Here is a 19656-nt window from a genome sequence, read left to right as displayed (position 1 = left end):
GGAGCCGAGGCGGGCAGGGCCGCGCACACCACCCGCTACTCTCGCTGGCATGCCCAGGTACCCGACCAGGAAGGCCACGTCGGCGGGCGGGGTCGTGCTCGACGACCGCGACGACGGCCAGCGGTGGGTGCTGCTCATCGCCCGTCGGAACGCAGCGGGGCGAGCCCAGTGGACCCTTCCGAAGGGGCGCATCGAGCCCGGCGAGACCTCCGAGGAGGCGGCGGTGCGCGAGGTCCGTGAAGAGACCGGGTACGGCGCCATCATCGAGGAGCAGCTCGGCACCATCGACTACTGGTTCGTGTGGCGCCCCGACAAGGTCCGCTACCACAAGTACGTGCACTACTACCGCATGCGCCACGACGGGGAGCCGCCGGGAGAGCGCGACGACGAGGCGGAGTACGTCGAGTGGGTCCCCGTGGACGTCGCGCTCGTCCGGCTCGCACACCGCAACGAACGCAACCTGGTGCGACAGGTGCTGCCGTCCGGGCCGCGGGAGAACGTGGCCACCAGGGGGGCCGACGGGTGATCCGAGCGTGGGCCGGCGTCGCGGCCTGCCTCGCGGCGCTGGTCGTGGGCGTGGTCCCGGCGGCCGCGCAACCCGAACGAGCGACCGAGGCGGGTCTCTACCTCGCCGGCCTCGATGGGATCATCGGGCCAGGCACGGTGCCGTCCGACGCGGAAGCTCCGGCCGCGGACCTACGTCTGCGCCTGCTGGTGGAGAACGAGGGCGTCACCGACCTCGAGGACCTGAGGCTCTCGGTCGAGGTCTTCGAGCGAGCGCGTTTCCGCAGCACCCTGCACGGGGTCCTCGACGTCGGTGACCGGATCGCGCTGCTCCACTCGACCATCATCGATATCGCGGACGGATCCGCGCTGCAGGTCGGCGACGTGCAGGGTGTCGCGGTCACGCGCCCCGAAGGGGAGATGCCCTGGGCGACCGCGCCCGGCACGACCGCCGTCTACCCCGTCGTGCTGACGCTCCTGCAGGGAGCGGCCGAGCTCGATCGCGTCGCGACCGCCGTCGTCTACCTGGCGGAGCCCGTCACCGAACCCCTCCACACAACCTTCGTGTGGCCCCTCAACGAGCCACCGTGGCGCCTACCCGGCGATGTCTACCCACCGGACGTCGATGTCTCGATCCGACCTGGAGGGCGACTCGACACGTTGCTCCGGATCGTGGAGAGGAGTGACGCTCCGGAGGTGCTGCTCGCTCCGGCAGCTCACCTGCTGGAGGACCTGCAGGACCGTGCCGATGGCTTCACCGTCGTCGAGAGCGATGGCACCCGCCGCGAGGTGAGCCCATCGGAGGCGCCAGCGGTCCGCTCCGAGGAGTTCCTGTCGCGGCTCCGTGCCGTCGGTGCCAGCACCGCGTTCGAGCCGGTGGCGGGCAGCTACGCCGACGCCGACGTCGCCGCACTGGCAGCAGCGCCCCCGCCCCTCGACAGCGAGGCGGGGACGGCCACGAGCCAGGGTCGACGGCGCCTCGACGATGCCCTCGAGCGCCGCCCCGACCCCGCCACGTTCTGGGTGACGACGCCGGTCAACCGCCCCGTGCTCGATGTGCTCGTCGAGAACGGGATCGAGCACCTCCTGCTGCCCGCCAACCAGGTGACCTACCCCCACGACCTCGCCAACTACCCCGAGCTGCCCAACCCCGTCCGGGCCCTCACCACACCGCGGGGCCGACGGCTCACCACGACCGTGCCCGACCCGTACCTCGATCAGGTCGTACTCGAGCCCGACCCACGCCACGGGCCGACGGTCGCGGCGCAGCGTCTGCTCGCCGAGACCGCGGTGCTGTGGGGAGAACGCCCGAACGCGCCGGGACGTGCCCTGGCGATCCACCCGCCACTGGACTGGGCTATCGACGGACCTCTGGCCGCGGCGCTGTACGCCGCAGCGCACGAGGCGCCGTGGTTACGGCTGACCGATCCCGCCGGCCAGCTCGCATCCAGCGCGGTGCCTCCGGCTCCCGCAACGTTGCGTGAGCGACCGACCAACCTCTCGCTCGCCCTCGAGCAAGCGCTCGTGTCGGCGCGAGCCGACCTCGCGACGCTGCTCGAGGCGATCCCGGGGGAGCTCGACGACCGCATCGCCGGCCGCGAGGTCACCGCGCTCGAGCGTCAGCTGCTGCGCGCCCCGTCGATCTGGTACCGGGGAGGCGCGACGGGAACCGCGATGGTGGAGGACGTGATGGCGACCGTCGCCCGCGCGTTCGGTGAGATCGATGTCCCCACCGGGGCGCGCATCACCCTGACGTCCGAGTCAGGGACGATCCCGGTCACGATCCAACGGCGGACCGGCGACCCGCTGCAGGTCCTCGTGACGCTGGAGAGCCGCGCGAGCCTGCGTTGGACGGAGGGCCAGGAGGAGGTGATCACGTTCGAGCAACCAGGTGTACGCACCCTCGCGTTCCCGGTACGGGTCGCGGCGCCGGGATCGTTCGGCGTGATCGTCACCGTCACCGACGTGACCGGCAGCCGTCTCCTGGCGACCGGGACCATCCCGGTGCGTTCGACCGCGATCAGCGGCCCCGCGATCATCGGCACCGTCGTCGTCGTTCTCGTGCTGCTGATGATCGGTCTGTGGCGACGGTCACGCCCCAGCAGACCCCGCCTCGAGGTCGTCAATCGTGAACGGGTGTGACCGGCCAGAGGACCTCGGCTGGGTACGATCGCGCCGGCGCGGGAGGGTGACGATGCGGCACCGCATGCACACGGACGAAGCAGGGGAGGTCATCAGCAGGTGGTTGATCCAGCTCGTCGTGTTCATGGCGGTCATCGCGCTGGTGGGCTACGAGTTCCTCTCCGTCGCGTTCACGTGGTTCGCCCTCGATGACCCCGCCCGCGAGGTCGCCACGGCCGCCGCCAACGTCATGAGTGACCCCGACGACCTGGCCGAGGGCGAGGAGGCGGCGCTGGCGGCCGCAGAGCGGGAGGATGTCGAGCTCGTGTCCATCGGCGTCGACGGAGACTTCGTCACCGTCACGGTGCAGCGCGCGGCCAACACGCTCCTGCTCCACCGGGTCTCGGAGGACTTCACCACGCCCTCGGTCGATGGCCGCGCCCGCTGGAGACAGTGACCATCGCCTCTCGGTCCGAACGCGCACAGGGGGGTGGCGTGGGGAACGACGACCCCACCGTCGTCTCACACAGCGACGAACCGCCCCCCGACCTGCCTCCACCCGTCTCGACCAGTTGGCCAGGCGCGTCCCACCGTGTCGACGATCGCTACACGCTGGAGGAGCCCATCGGCTCGGGTGGGGCGTCGGTGGTGTGGCGCGCCTACGACGGAGCGCTCGACCGCTCGGTCGCGATGAAGATCCTGCACCCTCACCTCGCCATAAGTGATGAAACGGTCGAGCGCTTCCACCGGGAGGCGAAGGCTGCGGCCCGGCTGACGCATCCCAACGTCGTCCCCATCTTCGACGTCGGCACGGACCGTGACATCGTCTACATCGTTATGGAGCTCGTTGCGGGACCGAGCCTCGCCGATCTGCTCAAGCGCGGCGGGGCTATGGACCCGGTGGTCGTGGCCGCGCTCGGCGAGCAGGTGGCCGCAGCGCTCGGAGAGGCACACGCCCACGGCCTCGTCCACCGGGACGTGAAGCCCGCCAACATCCTCCTGACGACCGATGGTGTCGTGAAGCTGACCGACTTCGGGATCGTGAAGGCGATCGGGATGGAGGAGGCCAAGCTGACCAACCCCGGAACGGTCGTCGGCACGGCGGCCTACATCGCCCCCGAGCAGCTCCAGAGCGACGCCGTGGTCGACGCCCGTGCCGACGTCTACGCCCTCGGGGTCGTGCTGTACGAGTGCCTCACCGGCCGCCCCGCCTACCAGGGCGACACCCCGACGGCCACGGCTGCGGCGCGTTTGCACCAGGAGCTGCCGTCGCCGCGCCAGCTGCGCGCCGACGTCCCGCGCGGCCTCGACGACGTCCTCGTCCGGGCAACGCGGCGCGACCCGGACGAACGCTTCCCCGACGGGATCGCCCTCGCGGATGGACTCGGGCGTCTCGTGCCCACCCGCCCATCGGAGGTGACTTCACGTCTGGTCTCGCCGGTCGGTGCCGCGGGGGACGAGACGACCACGCTGCCGTCGATGCGCGAACCGCGGACCGACCCCAGCCGCTGGATGGTGCTGATCGTCGGCACGCTGCTGCTGGCCACGATCGCCTTCCTCGCCACGCGGGCGCTCGGCGACCTCGACGGCGGCCCGTCGGCGCCCGACGCGGGCACCGGGACCGAAACGTTGCCGATCGAGGCCACCAGCGACTTCGACCCCTTCGGCACACCGGACCGGAGGGAGAGTCCCGACGAGGTCCCCCTCGCCCACGACGGCGATCCCGCGACCGCGTGGACCACCGAGCCGTACCAGCGCGCCCCCCAGTTCGGCAACCTCAAGCCGGGAGCAGGTCTGTGGTTCGACCTGGGCACCACCCGTGACGTGGCGGAGGTCCGAGTGGCCGTCACGACACCGGGGATCACCGTCCAGGTGCACGCCGTCGATCAGCTCAGGGACATCGACGCTGCCGGATTGGATGCCTTCGCGGCCTGGGGAGAACCGGTCATCGCTCCCGTCGTGTTGCAGGAGACCGGCTCGTTCACGGTTCCCGACGAGGTTCCGGGCGCGCGCTACTGGTTGCTGTGGATCACCGAGCTGGCGCCCCGCGACGACGGCCGGTTCGAGGCAGGCATCGCCGAGGTCAGCTTCGTGGGGCGATCGTGATGGCAGATACGCGCACCGATGAGGAGTTGATCGCCGCATTCGTCGCGGCGACCGGACACGTGCGTGACAACGCCTTCGCCGAGCTCGTGGACCGCTACGAACGCCGCGTGTACGGCATCTGCTACCGCTACTTCGGCGACCACACCGACGCGCAGGACGCGACCCAGGAGACCCTGCTGACCATCCTGCGCCGGGCGGGCTCGTTCCGCGGGAACAGCAAGCTGTCCACCTGGATCTACCGCGTCACGGTCAACGTGTGCAACGACCTCGCCCGCAAGCGCGCGCGCCGCCCCCAGACACCCGTCGAGGACGTCGGGGAGTTCGCCGGCGACGCTCTCGCGCTGGAGGACGAGGCCATCGGGGCGACCGAGACGGTGATGCAGGTCCAGCGCGCGCTCGCTCAACTCGACGAGTTGTCCCGCACGCTGCTGATCCTCGTCGCCATCGAGGGTCAGGGCTACCGCGAGGTCGCCGAGGCGCTCGAGCTACCCGTCGGAACGGTCAAGAGCCGCGTCCACCGCGCCCGAGCCCAGATGGCCGTCCTCCTCGAGGAGGAACCGGGGGACCCCGCGCCACCCTCCGACCAGCACGACGCCCCCTCGACCCCGGCATCCAGGCGCAGGACCGCACGGGGCCCACCGGAGTAGGAGGGCATCTCGCGCTGGCCCGGAACTTCTGGGACCTCCGCGACCTCTTACTCCCTGGAGGAGACCATGGACATGAGCGCGAACGGCGAGAAGCTCGCCGCCTACCTGGCGGACGAGCTCCCCGCGGACGAGCGTGCGGCCCTCGAGGCCCGGCTCGCCCGCGACGCCGCGCTGCGCCGCCAGCTCGAGGCCATCCGTCGCTCCGACGCCGCCCTCGCCGCTCTGCCGCCCGTGGAGCCACCCGCCGACTTCTCGCGGCGGCTACGCGCCACCCTCCGCGAGGAGCTCGCCCGGACCGACGGCGCTGCGGACGAGCTGGCTGCCCGCCGGCAACAGCGACGGACCCGGTTCCTCCGGGGCGCCGGCCTCGCGGCCGCCGCCGCCGGAGTGATCGGCGTGGCGAGTTTCGGGGTCGCCTCGCTGCTGTCCGGGGATGACGCTGACACGGCCCTCACCGAGCTGTCCGGCCCGGCCGACGACGCCCTCGCGCTGGTCCAGGTCAGCGACACCGACTACCGCGCAGACACGCTGGAGTCGTTGACCGACGGTGCCGTGGTCGACCCCGACCGCCTCGACGACCTGTCGCAGGACGAAGCCCGCGATCTGGCTCAACGCAACACCCAGGAACTGGGCTACACCAGCGACGTGGCGACCGCCCTCCAAGCTCCCGGCGCGGACGACTTCGGCGCGAGCGCCGACGCCACCCTCGAGAGCGACGCCGCGCCGTCCGCCGAGCTGGGCGCAGGGACCGAGAGTGCCGACGGAGCCGAGGCCGCACGGGTCACGGACGATCCCGTCGAGGATGCGCGGCGCTGCGCGGCCGAGATCCTCCTCGAGTCCACGGACACGCTGATCCCGCTGCTGGCCGAGGTCGCGACGTTCGAGGGCGAGCCCGCGGTGCTGTACCTGTTCGCCTCGCCGTCACCCGACGACGGCTCGTTCACCCGGCTCGAGGTCTGGGCCGTCGCCCGCGCCGACTGTGTCGTCCTGCACTTCACCCAGTGGCAGCTGTAGTCAGCGCTCGAGTACTGGCGACGGCGCATCCGCGCCGTCGATAGGGGCCTCGCCATCCCCCGCGGCCGAGAGCGCGGTCTCGGCCGCTCGCGCACCCCGCCACACGGCCGGCTCTCACCTCTCGAACGCAAGCCAGGCGCCGTAGGCGGCGGCGAGGTAGCTGCCGATCACGGTGATGTTCGCCAGCAGCGGCGGGTACCCGGCGATGAGCCAGCCACCGAGGACCGCGACCACCCCGAGCAGAACCGCGGAACGCTGGAGGGTGGAGGCCCGGTTGCCCTCCGCTCCCTTGATGACGGCACGCCCGATACCGAATCCGACCACGCCGGCGAGGATCCAGCGGAGGAACGGTACGGAGCTGGCGAACAGCAGGTTGAGCAGGAACGCCCCGACCCCCGCGGCGAGCGCGCCGTAGGCGATGCCCTTGACGTACTGCTGCGGCTTCGCCTGCGCGCGGGCCCGGCGGGGCAGCTTCGCGCAGTCCGGGCACTTCTGACCCACCGGCGTGTCGACCGAGCAACGCGGGCAGATCGGCGTGCCACAGTTCGAGCACGCCAGGCGGGTCGGCGTCCCGTGCCGGGTGCAGGTCGTCGTCGTGTCCACGCGATGAGGGTAGACACCCGCTCCGTGTCCGCCCGCGGTCAGCCAGTCGCAGCGGGAATGGCACGAAGCCACCCCCCGTTACGCTTCAGGCCGACCCACCGCCCCCCCCGGAGCACCCCGCGATGTCGCCACCCGAGACCCGCAGCGTCGTCATCATCGGATCAGGTCCCGCAGGGCTGACCGCTGCGCTGTACACGGCCCGCGCCAACCTCGAACCGCTCGTGATCGAGGGCATGACAGCCGGCGGCCCTACGGGTGGTCAGCTCACGCTCACGACCGACGTCGAGAACTACCCGGGTTTCCCCGAGGGGATCATGGGGCCACAGCTGATCAGCGACATGCGGGCTCAGGCGGAGCGGTTCGGTACGACGTTCTGGACCGAGGACGTGACCGAGATCGACCTCGACGTCCGGCCCTTCCGGGTCCGCACTGGGGCCCGTGAGGTGTTCGCCCAAGCCCTGATCATGGCGACCGGCGCGCGCCCACGGAAGCTCGAGATCCCTGGAGAGGACGAGTACTGGGGGGGCGGCGTGTCCGCATGCGCGACGTGCGATGGCTTCTTCTTCCGTGACCAGCACGTCGTCGTGGTCGGCGGGGGGGACTCCGCCATGGAAGAGGCCACCTTCCTCACCAAGTTCGCATCGAAGGTGACCGTCGTCCACCGGCGGTCCGAGCTGCGCGCCTCCAAGATCATGCAGGAGCGGGCGCTGAAGAACGACCGCGTCGCCTTCATCTGGGACACCCTCATCGATGAGATCACTGGTGAGAACGGCCAGGTCAACGGGGTCAAGCTGCGCAACGTCCGGACCGACGAGACCACCGAGCTGGCTGCGGACGGCGTGTTCCTCGCCATCGGGCACATCCCCAACACCCAGCTCGTCGACGGCGTCGTCACGACCGACGAGTTCGGCTACATCGAGGTCGACGAGCCCACCACGAGGACCAACGTCCCCGGTGTGTTCGCCTGCGGTGACGTCATGGACCACACCTACCGCCAGGCGGTGACCGCAGCCGGAACCGGGTGCCGCGCGGCCATCGATGCCGAGCGCTACCTCGCCGATCTCCACGGTTGAGTCACGCTCTTCCGGTCACCGGGGTACGCGGGGTACCGGTCTACGCTGAACGGTGGACGCGGGAACAACCCACCGCCCTCACCGCGTTCCCCCGCCGACACGTTCACGAGCGAGAGGCACGACCATGGGTTCGGTACCGGTCACCGACGACCAGTGGAAGCAGGAGGTCCTCGAGGCCGACAAGCCCGTCCTGGTCGACTTCTGGGCCGAGTGGTGCGGCCCGTGCCGGATGGTCAGCCCGATCGTCGACGAGATCGGCAACGAGCAGCGCGACACGCTCAAGGTCATGAAGCTGAACGTGGACGAGAACCCGCAGACCGCCCGCCAGTACGGGATCATGTCCATCCCCACGCTGATGCTCTTCAAGGACGGCGAGCCCATCAAGCGCATCGTCGGCGCCCGCGGCAAGGAACAACTCCTCTCGGATATCTCTGACGTCCTGCCGTAGCCGCCACGCTTTCTCGGAAACCCTCGCCGCTCGGTGGTTTCCGAAGTGCAACGGAAACCACCGAAGGCGAGGGTTTCCGGGGGACAGCGCACGCACCTGCCCACGCCCCTCACGCCACCGAGCGGCGCGGGTTTCCGAGAAGACCGCACGCTCATGGGGGCGCCGTAACCTCCGCGCATGCAGGTGATCCGCCGCGACTCCGCGGGACCCGAGGTGGAGGACGTCCAGCGCCGGCTGGCCGACCTCGCTCTCGACATCGGCAGCGACGACCGTGGCGTGTTCGATGCTGGCACGGAGGCGGCGGTGCGGGCCTTCCAGCAGGGGCGCGGCCTCGTCGCCGACGGGGTCGTCGGCCCCGACACGTGGCGGATCCTGGTGGAGGCCGGCTACGACCTCGGCGACCGCACGCTCTACGCGCGTCATCCCATGCTGCGGGGCGACGACGTCCGCGAGCTGCAGTCCCGTCTCAACCACCTCGGCTTCGATGCGGGCAACATGGACGGGATCTACGGACCCGACACCGAACGTGCGGTACGGGACTTTCAGCTCAACGTCGGGCTGCCGGTCGATGGCATCGCCGGGTCCGACACCCTGAGCGCGCTGCGCAGACTGCACCGCCAGCACCAGTCCGCCCCCGCGGTCGCGGTGAAGGAACGTGAAGGCCTGCGGCGGGGCCGACAGGGCTCGCTCGTGGGCGTCCGCCTGCTCGTCGATCCCGCCCACGGTCCCAGCGATCCCGGCGTCGTCGGTCCCGACGGCACACCGGAGCACGAGATCGCGTGGCAGCTCGCGAACCGGGTGGTGGGGCGGCTGATCGCGCTCGGAGGCCAGGCGATCCTGTCCCGGGGGCCCAGCAACACCCCGTCGCCGTCCCGGCGCGCGCGGCTCGCGAACGACGAGGGGGTCGAACTCGTCGTGTCGCTGCACCTCAACGGACTCGCATCGCCCAACGCCTGTGGGGCAGCCGCGTACTACTTCGGAACCGCGCAGTCACGATCGGAGGCCGGCTGTGAGCTCGCCGAGCGCGCGGTCGACGCGCTGGCTGCGGCCACCGGTGCCCCGAACTGCCGCGCCCATCCCGCGGCCTCGACCATCCTCCGCGAGACGCGGGCCCCGGCGGTCGTGGTCGAACCCGGGTTCCTGACCCACCCCGACGAGGGCCTGCGCCTCGCCGATAGCGAGTACCAGGACACCATCGCCGACGCGCTGATCGGGGCACTCGACGCCTACGTGCGGGGGGGATGACCAGGCGCAACGCCGGCCCCTCCCCCTCCAGGAGGCAGGCATGACACCCTCACATCGGATGGGTCCCGTCATCCGTCCACGCGGGTGCTACCGCTGCGTGGCATCGGCGCCTGTTGCGGTACGGGGACGCGTCGCGGCATGCGCTCGAGGATCTCGTCGAAGGCCTGCTCCAGCGACTCGGCCCAGCGCAGGGTGCGCTTGACCTCGAGCCGGAGCAGCGGGTACCGAGGGTGCTCGGCGTGCACCTCGAAACCGTGGTGCAGCAGCCACTGCGACGGCAGCACGCAGTCGTGGTCGCGGAAGCGCCGATCGCCGTAGGCCTCGACCGCTCGCAGATCCGACTCGACCGCGGCCCGGATCGACTCACGCAGCAGCAGCTTGCCCAGTCCCCCGCCCCGTGCCGCTGCCCCGACCCGGATCGTCGCGAGGAACAGCGCGTCGTCCGAGGAAGGTGGGACGGGGTGACGCCGACGAGCGAACGTCCCGGGGGCGCCGAACAGCGCGAAGGCGGCGACCTGACCGTCGCGGACGACGACCCTGCCCGGAGGGAAGCCGTCGAGCGTCTGCGCCGTGATCCACGCTCCCTTCTGGACCCTGGCATCGCCCGCGAGCTCGTCGCCGTCGGACGGGACGCGCGGATCGGGTCGGGGCCGGCCCAACTCCCAGAACAGGCACGCCGCGCAACGCCCCGGCAGCCGGTCGAGGTGATCGGCGGACAGCGCTGCGACGGGGCGGCTCAAGGGCGGTTCCGTCGCGGCCCTTCGTCGCGCGGGAGCACCAGCGCCGCGGCCGCCCCGATCGCCGCCCCGAACAACAGGCCGACCAGCGCCCGGCGCCACCCTCCCGGCGCGACGTAGCGGAGCTCCGAGATCGCTGCCTCTGGCGGTTCCTGGGGCGTGCCTGCCACGATCGCCGCTGCTCCTCGCCGGTACAGTGGCCGAGACTACCCCTGCCTCCGGAACCCGCCTTGCGCCTCGACACCGACCCCTACCTCGAGCGGTACGCGATGCGGGTCCGTGGCATGGCCGCCTCCGAGATCCGGGCGCTCTTCGCGGTCGCGAGCAGACCCGAGATCGTCTCGTTCGCCGGGGGCATGCCCTACACGGCGGCGCTCGACCTGCAGGCGGTCGAGGAGGTGGTCAGCGAGGTCGTGCGCGACCACGGCGTGACCGCGCTGCAGTACGGCATCGGCCAGGGGCGTCCCGAGCTGCGTGAGCGGCTGGTCGACGTGATGGCACTCGAGGGCATCGGGGCGCACGCCGACGACCTCGTCGTCACCGTCGGCGGCCAGCAGGGACTCGAGCTGGTCACCAAGGTGTTCGTCGACGACGGTGACGTTGTGCTGTGCGAGGGCCCGACCTACGTCGGGGCGCTCGGGGCGCTGGCGTCGCACCGAGCCGACGTCCGCCACGTCGCCATGGACGACGACGGCATCCTCCCCGAGGCGCTCGAGGACACGCTCGCGCAGATCGCGGCGGAGGGCCGGCGCGTCAAGTTCCTCTACACCGTCCCCAACCACCAGAACCCCGCCGGGGTCTCGCTGTCCCCCGCGCGCCGCGAGCGCGTCGCCGCGATCGTGGAGCAGTCCGACCTCGTCGTCCTCGAGGACAACCCCTACGGACTGCTGGACTTCGAGGGGCAGACGTGGCCCGCGTTCCTCGACCTCATCCCCGACCGGGTGGTGTACGTGGGCACGGTCTCGAAGACGTTCGCGCCCGGGGCGCGTATCGGCTGGATCGCCGCCCCGACCCCCATCCGCGACAAGCTCGTCCTGCTGCGCGAAGCCGCGGACCTGTGCCCGTCCAGCCTCACCCAGATGGTGGTCGAGACCTGGCTGACCCGGCAGCCCTGGGCGGAGCAGATCAAGCGCTTCCGAGAGGTCTACCGCGAACGTGCCGAGGCGATGCTCGGCGCGCTGGCGAGCGAGTTCCCGTCCGGTTGCAGCTGGACCCGGCCGACCGGCGGTTTCTACGTGTGGGTCACGCTGCCCACCGGCATCGACACGTCCGCGCTGCTCGCCAAGGCCATCCAGCACCGCGTGGCCTACGTCCCCGGACGCGGCTTCTACGCCGACGGTCAGGGCGGTGGCCAGCTGCGCCTGTGCTACTCGTTCCCGACCCCAGAGCGCATCCACGAGGGCATCGTCCGGCTCGGTGAGCTGCTGCACGAGGAGATCGAGCTGGTCGAAGCGGTCTACGGCGGCGAGGCGAGGCCCGAGCCCAGACCGCGCCGACGTGAGCAGCCGGGAGGTCCGCTGTGAGCCTGCACATCGCCGTCCTCGCCGGAGGCATCTCGCTCGAGCGCGAGGTCAGTCTGCGCTCCGGGAGCCGGGTCGCGGACGCCCTGGTGGACGTCGGACACCAGGTCACCCGCCTCGATGTCGACCGCGATCTGGTCCCGCGGCTGTCCGAGGGCGGCTTCGACCTCGCGTTCCTGGCCCTGCACGGGGCGGCGGGCGAGGACGGCACGATCCAGTCGATCCTCGAGGTCCTCGACGTGCCCTACACCGGGCCGGACGCGCTGGCTTCGGCACTGGCCTGGGACAAGTCGATCGCGCACGGCGTGTACCGCCGCGCCGGTCTGTCCGTGCCCGAGCACGTCGCGCTCAGCCAGTCGGCGTTCCGCGAGATGGGCGCATCGGCTGCCGTGGAGCGCATCGCCGGCGAACTCGGGTTGCCGCTGGTCGTCAAGCCCGCCAACGGTGGGTCGTCGCTGGGACTGTCCTACGCCCAGGAGGTCAGCGACCTGCCTGCCGCCATCGTGGGGGGCTTCTCCTACGCCGACCGGGTGCTCATCGAACGCTTCGTCCCCGGCACCGAGGTCGCCGTCTCGGTCCTCGATGGCGAACCGCTGCCCGCTGTGGAGATCCAGCCGAAGGAGGGCGTCTACGACTTCGCCGCGCGCTACACGGCCGGTGCCACCGAGTTCCACGTCCCCGCCAGGCTCGATCCCGAGGTGCTCGAGCGCTGCAACGCCACCGCGGTGACCGCCTTCGACGCCGTCGGGGCGCGGCACGTGTCGCGTGCGGACCTGATCGTCGATGCCGAGGGCCGACCGTGGATCCTCGAGTTGGACACCTGCCCGGGACTGACCGAGACGTCGCTGCTGCCGCTGGCAGCCCAGGCCGCGGGGTCGTCGTTCACCGATCTGTGCGCGCGGCTCGTCGAGCTGGCCACGGCCTGAGTGGTCGTGAACGGGGCCACTGAGTTGGAGCCGCCGGTCAACCCGCCTCCTCGCGCGGTCGTGTTCGACATCGGCGAGGTGGTGATCGATGAGACGCGCGTCTGGTCGGTGTGGGCCGAGCTGCTCGGGGTCTCGCCCTTCACCCTCCACGCCGTGATGGGCGCGGCCATCGTCCAGGGCCTCGATCACGAGCTGGCACTGGCAGAGGTCGCACCCAACACCGACTGGCGCGAGCTGTCCGCCACGCACGAGGACCGCTACGGCGGCTTCCTGCTCAGTGACGTGTACCCCGATGTGCGCGCCTGCCTCGTCGAGCTCGCCGACGCCGGGCTGCGGACGGTGCTCGCCGGCAACCAGCCGCAGCGACGGCGCGAGCAGCTCCGCGCGCTCGATCTGGGTGCCGACGAGGTCGTCACGAGCGATGGGATCGGCGTCGAGAAGCCCGATCCGGGCTTCTTCGAGGCCGTCGTCGCGATCGCGGAGGTGCCCTCTGCGGAGGTCCTGTACGTCGGGGATCGGGTCGACAACGACATCCTGCCCGCCGCCGCCGCGGGGTTGTCGACGTGCTGGCTGCGTCGCGGTCCCTGGGGTCGGCTGCAGGACCTGCCCGAGGAGGTCGAGACCGATCTCGTCCTCGACGGCCTCGGCGAGCTCGCGACCCTGGTGCGCTCGTGGCCCGTCGCCGACGAGGAGCACGGGTAGGGTCGCGGCCCGTCACGGAGGGCCGCGGTGGCTGACGACATGGGCAAACGCGCGGCCGGCGCGGCCGCCGCCGAGCTCGTCGAGGACGGCATGGTCCTGGGCCTGGGTACGGGCTCGACGGTCGCCCACTTCCTCGACGCCCTCGCCGCGCGCGGCGCGACGGTCGCGGGGGTACCGACCAGCGAGGCCACGGCCGCACGCTGCCGCGAGCTCGGGATCGGGCTGCTCGATCCGGGCAAGGTGGAGCGCCTCGACCTCGGTGTGGACGGTGCCGACGAGCTGACCGGCGAGCTGGCCCTGACGAAGGGCGGAGGCGGAGCACTTCTGCGTGAGAAGGTCGTGGCGACGCTGTGCGACCGCTTCGTCGTCATCGCCACGCCCGACAAGGTGGTCGACGCCCTCGCTGACTCCTTCCCCTTGCCGGTCGAGGTGGTCCCCTTCGCCGTCGGGCCGGTCACCCGCACGCTCGAGCGCCTGGGGTTCACGGTCAGGGCCCGGGGCGACGGGGCGTACCGCACCGACAACGGCAACGTCGTGCTCGATGCCCGCTTCCCCGGCGGCCTCGCCGATCCGGCGAGCACCGATGCGATCCTCACCGCTACGCCGGGGGTGGTGTGCTGCGGGCTGTTCGTGGGGTTGGCCACCGAGGCGTTGCTCGGGCGCGCCGACGGCACGATCGAGCGCCTCACGCGGCCCGCGGAGACCCGCTGAGGATCTTCCAGCCCGGACTGGAAGTTACTCCCAGTTGTGGCGGAGGGTGTTTCAGCCCTCCTCGAGGGCCTCCACCGCGGACAGGCCACGGGTGATGGTGCCCACGATCCGCTCCAGGTCATCGACCGAAGCGAAGTCGATCTGAACCCGGCCCCGTCGTGCCCCCATCGAGATGCGCACCCGCGCCTGCAGCGCATCGCTCAGGGTCTCCTCCAGCTCCTGCAGGCCAGGAGCGTTGAGGGGGCGTCGGGATCGCCCCGAGCGCCCCGAGGTCGCGGCCGCGTCCTCGTCGTCGATCAGGGCCAGACGTGCCGCCTCCTCGGTAGCGCGGACCGACAGACCCTCGGCCACGACCCGCTCCGCGAGCCGTTCCTGCGCGCTGCGGCTCTCGAGCGCGAGCAGGGCCTTGGCGTGGCCCGCGGACAGCACCCCGGCGGCGACCCGACGCTGCACCGCCGGAGGCAGCGACAGCAGCCGCAGGCTGTTGGAGATGCTGGGGCGGCTCTTGCCGATGCGCTGGCTCAGCTCGTCCTGGGTGATCCCGAAATCGTCGAGCAGTTGGCGGTAGGCGGCGGCCTCCTCGAGGGGGTTGAGGTCGACGCGGTGGACGTTCTCGATCAGGGCTTCCTTGAGGCGGTTCTCCTCCTTGGTCTCGCGCACGATCGCGGGGATCCGGGTCAGTCCCGCGAGCTTGCTCGCGCGCAGCCGTCGCTCCCCGGCGACGAGCTCGTAGCGCTGGTCGCCCAGCGGTCGCACGATGATGGGTTGCAGCAGCCCGACGTCGGCGATGGAGGTGGCGAGCTCCTCGAGCTCGTCGGTGTCGAACACCCCGCGCGGCTGGCGCGGGTTGGGGCTCACCGCGCTGATCGGCACCTCCACCAGCACGGGGCCCGTGCCCGGGGGGATGAGGGCGGCCAGGCCGCGGCCGAGACCGCCGGGTCGGTTGCTCATCGGGGGGTCCCTCCGTACCAGGATGCGGGAGATGTCGGGTGGGGCTCGGACCACGGGACCCCGGTCTCGGGGGCGGGAGGCGTCGTGTCGGGCTCAGACGGCCCGAGGGGATCGCCCTGGGGTCGGTCAGAACGGGGCGTAGAAGCGCTCTGGGTGCGTTCCGCCTGCTCGCCGACCTCGGGGGCGGGATCGGCCTCCTCGCTGACCGTCCCGGCCGCCTCCGATACAGGGTCGGTCGCTCCGGTGGGCGCGAGGAGGCGGTCGAGGGCGGAGCCTGCCTCCCCTGGTCGCTCCAGCACCCCCAGGCGGTGCCCCACCTCCTGCGCCAGCCGCGCGTAGGCGCGCGCCCCGCGGCTGGTCGGGTCGAACACGGTGATGGGCTGACCGAACCCCGGTGCCTCCGACAGGCGCACCGTGCGGGGGATGATCGTGTCGTGCACGGCGTCACCGAAGTGTTCCCGCACCTCGTCCACGACCTGCTGGCTGAGCTTGGTCCGCGCGTCGAACATGGTGAGCACGACACCACCCACCGCCAGGTCGGGGTTGAGGTTGCGACGGACGAGCTCGACGGTGCGTAGGAGCTGACCGAGCCCCTCGAGCGCGTAGTACTCGCACTGGATGGGGACGAGGACCTCGTCCGCGGCGGTGAGCGCGTTGACCGTGAGCAGGCCCAGCGACGGGGGGCAGTCGATCAGCACGACGTCGTAGCGGTCGCGGACCGGGTCGAGCTGGCGCTGCAGGCGCTGCTCGCGCGAGAAGGCGGACACGAGCTCGATCTCGGCCCCGGCGAGGTCGAGGCTGGAGGGGACGCAGTCGAGCCCCGCGACCTCGGTGGCGGTCGCCGCCTCCGTGAGACCGAGGCCGTCCACCAGCACCTCGTACGAGCTCACCGCCGCCCCGTGGCCCCGCAGCCCCAGGCCGGTGGTGGCGTTGCCCTGAGGGTCGAGGTCGACCACGAGCACCGCGACGCCAGCCTCGGCCAGCGCCGCCCCGAGCGAGACGACGGTGGTCGTCTTGCCGACCCCGCCCTTCTGGTTGGCCACCGCCACGACCCGGGCCCTCCGTTCGGGAGGCGTGCCCTCACCGCGGGGTCTCGGCCATGGGACGGCCGCGATCAGGTCCTCGCTGGTGGGGGCGTTCACGGGCGCCGCAGCTCCTCGGCGATGCGCACCCAGGGCGCGGCGTCCTCGGGCGGCTGCTGCCACGCGCCGGTGGCGAGGTGACGCGCCCGTTCGAGCTCCTCCCGCGGCGCCGATCCGCCGCCCCCGACCCTCCGCACCGGCGCCGACTGGCGCGGGCGGGGCGCCGGGGCATCGCCGTGTCGGGGGGCGTCCTCGGTCACGGGCGCGCCGACGGGGCGGACGGTCACGGCCTGGTGCTCGTCGGTGGGGGGCGCCGGTCGTGGCTCGCGCTGTCCCCGCCGCCACCGCCACGCCAGAGCCTCGGGATCCGCGATCGGTGGCTGACGGGCTCCCTCGACCGGCCCGGCCGCGGCGCGATCGCCGTGTTCCACGTGGAACCCACTCCCGGGCGAGCGCTCGGACCCGGGGTCGGTACGGGTCGATGCGGGCGGGGGGCGCACGGGGCGCACGGAGGGGTCATCGGCCCCGCCGAGGACCCGTGCCCCGAGCATCTCCACGTCCTCGTCCTCCCGTGCGGCGATGGGCGGCAGCGCCTGCGGGGCGGGCTCGCCGCGACGCCACCAGATCACCCCGCGTCCCTCCGCCCGACGGTGTCGATCTGCCACACGCAGACCGTCAGGCGCGGGCGATGGTAACAACCCGCGGTTGGGGTACCGGCGGTAGCTCGACGGGGCGGTGGATCACCTGCGCCCCGGTGCGCGCCAGCACCGCGGCGGCGTCCGCGAGTTCCTCCTGCCACCGCTCGCCCTTGATCGCGTGCAGGGTGCCGCCCGGCCGCAGCAGCGGCAGCGCCCACGCGATGAGCCGTGCCAGCGGCGCGACGGCACGAGCGGTCGCGAGGTCGAACCGGCCGGCGAGCGCTCCGCGTCCGAGCTGCTCGGCACGACCGTGGACGACCTCCACGTGCTCCAGCCCCAGGATCTGGGCGGTACCGCGCAGGAACGTCGCCTTCTTCCCGGTCGCCTCCACCAACGTGACCGCGAGGTCGGGGCGCTCGATGGCGATGACCAGGCCGGGCAGCCCCGCCCCGCTGCCGATGTCGACCAGTGACGCGGGGCCGGACGGCAGGCCCGCAGCGAAGGCGACGCACTCGGGCAGGTGGCGGCTCTCGAGCTCGGTCACGGCACGCGGCGACAGCAGGTTGTGCGGCGAGCGCCGGATGGCCGCGGCCAGCGCCGCCAGGGTGTCGGGGTGGCGCGGCCGCTCACTCCGTCGGGGTGTTCCACGTGGAACGGCGCTCAGGGGCGGGTCAGTCGTCGGGCTCGATGACGACGCGGCGTCCCGGCTCGCGTCCCTGGCTGCGGCTGCCGACGCCCTCGGCCTCGGCGACCCGGCGGTGGACGGCCTTGCGCTCGAAGGCGTCCATGGGCTCCAGCCGCACCGCTTCGCCCGAGTCCTGGACCTCCTCGATCGCCTCGTCCGCCTTCTCCAGGAGCCGCTCGAGGCGTCGGGCGCGGTAGCCCTCGACGTCGACAGCCACGCGGGAGCGCCGCTCGAACTTGCGCTGTAGCACGCACCGCAGCAGCTCCTGGATGGCCTCGAGTGTGGCGCCGCGGCGGCCGATCAGCGCCCCCGAGCCGACCTGCACGACCTCGACCTCCGCACGGTCCTCGAGCACCCTGATCTGGATGTCGCCGGGCAGCTTCATGCGGTCGAGCAGGCCCTCGATGAAGTCGGCCGCGACGTCGGCCTCCTCGTCGAGTTCCTCGACCGAGATCGGCGTCTCCTCCTGTGGTTCCTCGGTGTCCTTGGCCACGGTGAACTCCAGGCGCACCCGAACCGGCCCCGCCTCGTCCTCATCGAGGCCGGGCACCGCCAGCTTCAGCTCCACCTCGTCGGGCTCCGTCTCGGTCAGTTCCGCGATCGCGGCGGCCAGCGCCTGGGTGAGCGTGTCGGCCTTGGTGTCGGTTCGTCGTCGCACGGGGGTTCGCTCCTGGTCAGCGGCTCGATCGTCTCCCACCGGGGAGGTGGTCGGGTCGGCCGCGTGGCTTGGGCTTGGGCTTCGGCTTGGGGCTGGGTTCGGGGCGCCCGGGTGCCCTCGAGCGGTCCCGACGCCCACCGCGACCCGGCTTCGCCACGCCGGAGCCGGTGTCGGGCCCCTTGCGAGGGGACCGCTTGGCACCCTGTTCGGAGGTGCCACCGGGCTCGGCCTCGACCTCCTTGAGGATGATGGCCTGCTGCGCGAACTGCCACAGGTTGGTCGTGACCCAGTACAGCAGCACCCCGAGAGGCAGGTTGATCGAGATGGCACCGAGGAACACCGGCATCACGTAGAGCATGATGCGCTGCTGCTGGGTCGTCTGCTCGTCCGCTCCGGCGCTCCGGCGCGCCATCATCTGCTTCTGTGTCACGAACATCGTCCCGGCGATGAGCAGCACCAGCAGCCACCCGGCGAAGCCCGCGTTCATCGGCGAGGCTCCCAGGCCGGTGGGATCGACGTAGTCGGCGGGCAGCGGATCGGGGCGCGCGGGCAGGCTCACGCTGCTCGTGAAGAAGTAGAACTGGGCGGTCTTGATCTCGGCTTCGGTCTGCAGGACGCGGAACAGCGCGAAGAAGATGGGGGCCTGCAGCAGCAAGGGCAGGCAACCCGACGCGGGGTTGACCCCGTGCTCCTTGTACAGGGCCATCATCTCTTCGTTCTGCTGCTGCTTGCGCTTGCGGTACTTCTCCGGGTCCTTGCGCATCAGCTCCCGGTCGACCTTGTACTTCTTCTGGATGGCCTTGACCTTGGGCTGTAGCTGCTGCATCGCGCGCATGCTCTTGAACTGCTTCGAGGCCAACGGCAGCAGCAGGATCCGCACGATCAGGGTGAGTGCGACGATGGCCCAGCCCCAGGCGTGGACCCCGAAGAGCCCGTCGATCCCGCCGTGGATGCCCTCCAGGGCGCCCCGCAGCAGATCCTGCAGGCCGTTCCAGAGGTCGAGGAAGAAACTCACGCGTCAGCCTTCCGAGGCGGGACGGGATCGAGGCCTCCGGGGCGCCACGGGTGGCAGCGGCCGACGCGACGCAGCGCGAGCCCCGCGCCCCGCCACGCCCCGTGGGTCTCGATGGCCTCGACCGCGTAGGTGGAGCAGGTGGGCAGGTAGCGGCAGCGTGGGGTGCGCCACGCGGCGGTCAGGCGGTACAAGCGCAGAACGGCCAGCAGGACCGCGGCGAGGGGGCCGGGCCGGCTGGAGGTGCCCCGATCCACTCGTTCTCTTGTCAGG

General features: G+C 71.8%; 23 protein-coding genes. 13 read left to right on the top strand and 10 right to left on the bottom strand.

Annotated features, from left to right (window positions below):
* Positions 1 to 94: 94 nt before the first annotated feature.
* The 6 genes from KY469_09065 (at position 95) to KY469_09040 (ending at position 6392) form a co-directional block, all read left to right on the top strand.
* Positions 95 to 526, top strand: a complete 432-nt coding sequence (locus KY469_09065) for an NUDIX hydrolase (protein ID MBW3663234.1) — start codon at positions 95 to 97, stop codon at positions 524 to 526.
* Positions 523 to 2646, top strand: a complete 2124-nt coding sequence (locus KY469_09060; GenBank protein MBW3663233.1) for a hypothetical protein — start codon at positions 523 to 525, stop codon at positions 2644 to 2646. The genes KY469_09065 and KY469_09060 overlap by 4 nt, the downstream gene beginning before the upstream one ends.
* Positions 2647 to 2698: 52 nt before the next feature.
* Complete coding sequence (locus KY469_09055) at positions 2699 to 3082, top strand: hypothetical protein (protein ID MBW3663232.1); 384 nt, start codon at positions 2699 to 2701, stop codon at positions 3080 to 3082.
* Between the two features lie 38 nt (positions 3083 to 3120).
* Positions 3121 to 4731: a serine/threonine protein kinase gene (locus KY469_09050; protein MBW3663231.1), complete on the top strand. Its 1611-nt coding sequence runs from the start codon at positions 3121 to 3123 to the stop codon at positions 4729 to 4731.
* A complete protein-coding gene (locus KY469_09045; GenBank protein ID MBW3663230.1) occupies positions 4728 to 5378 on the top strand; it encodes a sigma-70 family RNA polymerase sigma factor in 651 nt (216 codons plus the stop codon). The genes KY469_09050 and KY469_09045 overlap by 4 nt, the downstream gene beginning before the upstream one ends.
* A 72-nt stretch (positions 5379 to 5450) precedes the next feature.
* Positions 5451 to 6392: a hypothetical protein gene (locus KY469_09040; GenBank protein MBW3663229.1), complete on the top strand. Its 942-nt coding sequence runs from the start codon at positions 5451 to 5453 to the stop codon at positions 6390 to 6392.
* A gap of 114 nt (positions 6393 to 6506) precedes the next feature.
* On the opposite strand, the gene KY469_09035 is transcribed toward KY469_09040, so the two are convergent.
* Positions 6507 to 6995: a hypothetical protein gene (locus tag KY469_09035; protein MBW3663228.1), complete on the bottom strand. Its 489-nt coding sequence runs from the start codon at positions 6993 to 6995 to the stop codon at positions 6507 to 6509.
* 122 nt (positions 6996 to 7117) lie between these two features.
* Here KY469_09035 and trxB point away from each other — a divergent pair, with 122 nt between their 5' ends.
* The 3 genes from trxB (at position 7118) to KY469_09020 (ending at position 9761) form a co-directional block, all read left to right on the top strand.
* Entirely contained in the window at positions 7118 to 8068 is a 951-nt protein-coding gene (gene trxB / locus KY469_09030; protein MBW3663227.1) for a thioredoxin-disulfide reductase, read from the top strand.
* A gap of 124 nt (positions 8069 to 8192) precedes the next feature.
* Positions 8193 to 8516, top strand: a complete 324-nt coding sequence (gene trxA / locus KY469_09025; GenBank protein MBW3663226.1) for a thioredoxin — start codon at positions 8193 to 8195, stop codon at positions 8514 to 8516.
* A 177-nt stretch (positions 8517 to 8693) separates the two neighbouring features.
* Positions 8694 to 9761 carry a peptidoglycan-binding protein gene (locus tag KY469_09020; GenBank protein ID MBW3663225.1) on the top strand — a complete coding sequence of 356 codons (1068 nt, stop codon included), beginning with the start codon at positions 8694 to 8696 and terminating at the stop codon, positions 9759 to 9761.
* A 68-nt stretch (positions 9762 to 9829) separates the two neighbouring features.
* On the opposite strand, the gene KY469_09015 is transcribed toward KY469_09020, so the two are convergent.
* Together KY469_09015 and KY469_09010 are read right to left on the bottom strand one after the other, a co-directional pair.
* Complete coding sequence (locus KY469_09015) at positions 9830 to 10501, bottom strand: hypothetical protein (protein ID MBW3663224.1); 672 nt, start codon at positions 10499 to 10501, stop codon at positions 9830 to 9832.
* The gene (locus tag KY469_09010; GenBank protein MBW3663223.1) at positions 10498 to 10668 is read right to left on the bottom strand and encodes a hypothetical protein; all 171 of its coding nucleotides are present in this window, start codon (positions 10666 to 10668) and stop codon (positions 10498 to 10500) included. The genes KY469_09015 and KY469_09010 overlap by 4 nt, the downstream gene beginning before the upstream one ends.
* Positions 10669 to 10782: 114 nt before the next feature.
* Between KY469_09010 and KY469_09005 the strand changes: the two genes are divergently transcribed.
* The 4 genes from KY469_09005 to rpiA are packed head-to-tail and all read left to right on the top strand — an operon-like array spanning position 10783 to position 14357.
* Positions 10783 to 12021, top strand: coding sequence for a PLP-dependent aminotransferase family protein (locus KY469_09005; protein MBW3663222.1), 1239 nt, complete (start codon positions 10783 to 10785; stop codon positions 12019 to 12021).
* Positions 12022 to 12023: 2 nt separating this feature from the next.
* On the top strand, positions 12024 to 12944 hold the full coding sequence (locus tag KY469_09000; protein ID MBW3663221.1) for a D-alanine--D-alanine ligase: 921 nt from the start codon (positions 12024 to 12026) through the stop codon (positions 12942 to 12944).
* 6 nt (positions 12945 to 12950) lie between these two features.
* Entirely contained in the window at positions 12951 to 13646 is a 696-nt protein-coding gene (locus KY469_08995) for an HAD family hydrolase (GenBank protein ID MBW3663220.1), read from the top strand.
* A 39-nt stretch (positions 13647 to 13685) separates the two neighbouring features.
* Positions 13686 to 14357, top strand: coding sequence for a ribose-5-phosphate isomerase RpiA (rpiA, locus tag KY469_08990; GenBank protein MBW3663219.1), 672 nt, complete (start codon positions 13686 to 13688; stop codon positions 14355 to 14357).
* Between the two features lie 51 nt (positions 14358 to 14408).
* Here the strand turns inward: rpiA and KY469_08985 are convergent, their stop codons facing one another.
* The 7 genes from KY469_08985 to yidD form a co-directional block, all read right to left on the bottom strand.
* Complete coding sequence (locus KY469_08985; protein MBW3663218.1) at positions 14409 to 15308, bottom strand: ParB/RepB/Spo0J family partition protein; 900 nt, start codon at positions 15306 to 15308, stop codon at positions 14409 to 14411.
* Positions 15305 to 16423 (bottom strand): ParA family protein, encoded by a 1119-nt coding sequence (locus tag KY469_08980; GenBank protein ID MBW3663217.1) that lies wholly within the window; start codon positions 16421 to 16423, stop codon positions 15305 to 15307. Before KY469_08980 ends, KY469_08985 begins: the two co-directional genes overlap by 4 nt.
* 23 nt (positions 16424 to 16446) lie before the next feature.
* Complete coding sequence (locus tag KY469_08975; protein MBW3663216.1) at positions 16447 to 17019, bottom strand: hypothetical protein; 573 nt, start codon at positions 17017 to 17019, stop codon at positions 16447 to 16449.
* A 46-nt stretch (positions 17020 to 17065) separates the two neighbouring features.
* Positions 17066 to 17632: a 16S rRNA (guanine(527)-N(7))-methyltransferase RsmG gene (rsmG, locus tag KY469_08970; protein MBW3663215.1), complete on the bottom strand. Its 567-nt coding sequence runs from the start codon at positions 17630 to 17632 to the stop codon at positions 17066 to 17068.
* A gap of 67 nt (positions 17633 to 17699) precedes the next feature.
* The gene (locus KY469_08965) at positions 17700 to 18371 is read right to left on the bottom strand and encodes a KH domain-containing protein (GenBank protein ID MBW3663214.1); all 672 of its coding nucleotides are present in this window, start codon (positions 18369 to 18371) and stop codon (positions 17700 to 17702) included.
* A 16-nt stretch (positions 18372 to 18387) separates the two neighbouring features.
* On the bottom strand, positions 18388 to 19386 hold the full coding sequence (locus KY469_08960; GenBank protein ID MBW3663213.1) for a YidC/Oxa1 family membrane protein insertase: 999 nt from the start codon (positions 19384 to 19386) through the stop codon (positions 18388 to 18390).
* Complete coding sequence (yidD, locus tag KY469_08955) at positions 19383 to 19640, bottom strand: membrane protein insertion efficiency factor YidD (GenBank protein MBW3663212.1); 258 nt, start codon at positions 19638 to 19640, stop codon at positions 19383 to 19385. Before yidD ends, KY469_08960 begins: the two co-directional genes overlap by 4 nt.
* Between the last annotated feature and the right edge of the window lie 16 nt (positions 19641 to 19656).

It is taken from the genome of Actinomycetota bacterium (assembly GCA_019347575.1).
GTDB lineage: Bacteria > Actinomycetota > Nitriliruptoria > Nitriliruptorales > Nitriliruptoraceae > JAHWKY01.
Note: the sequence above shows the minus strand (reverse complement) of the source record. Positions and strands in the feature narration are given on the sequence as shown.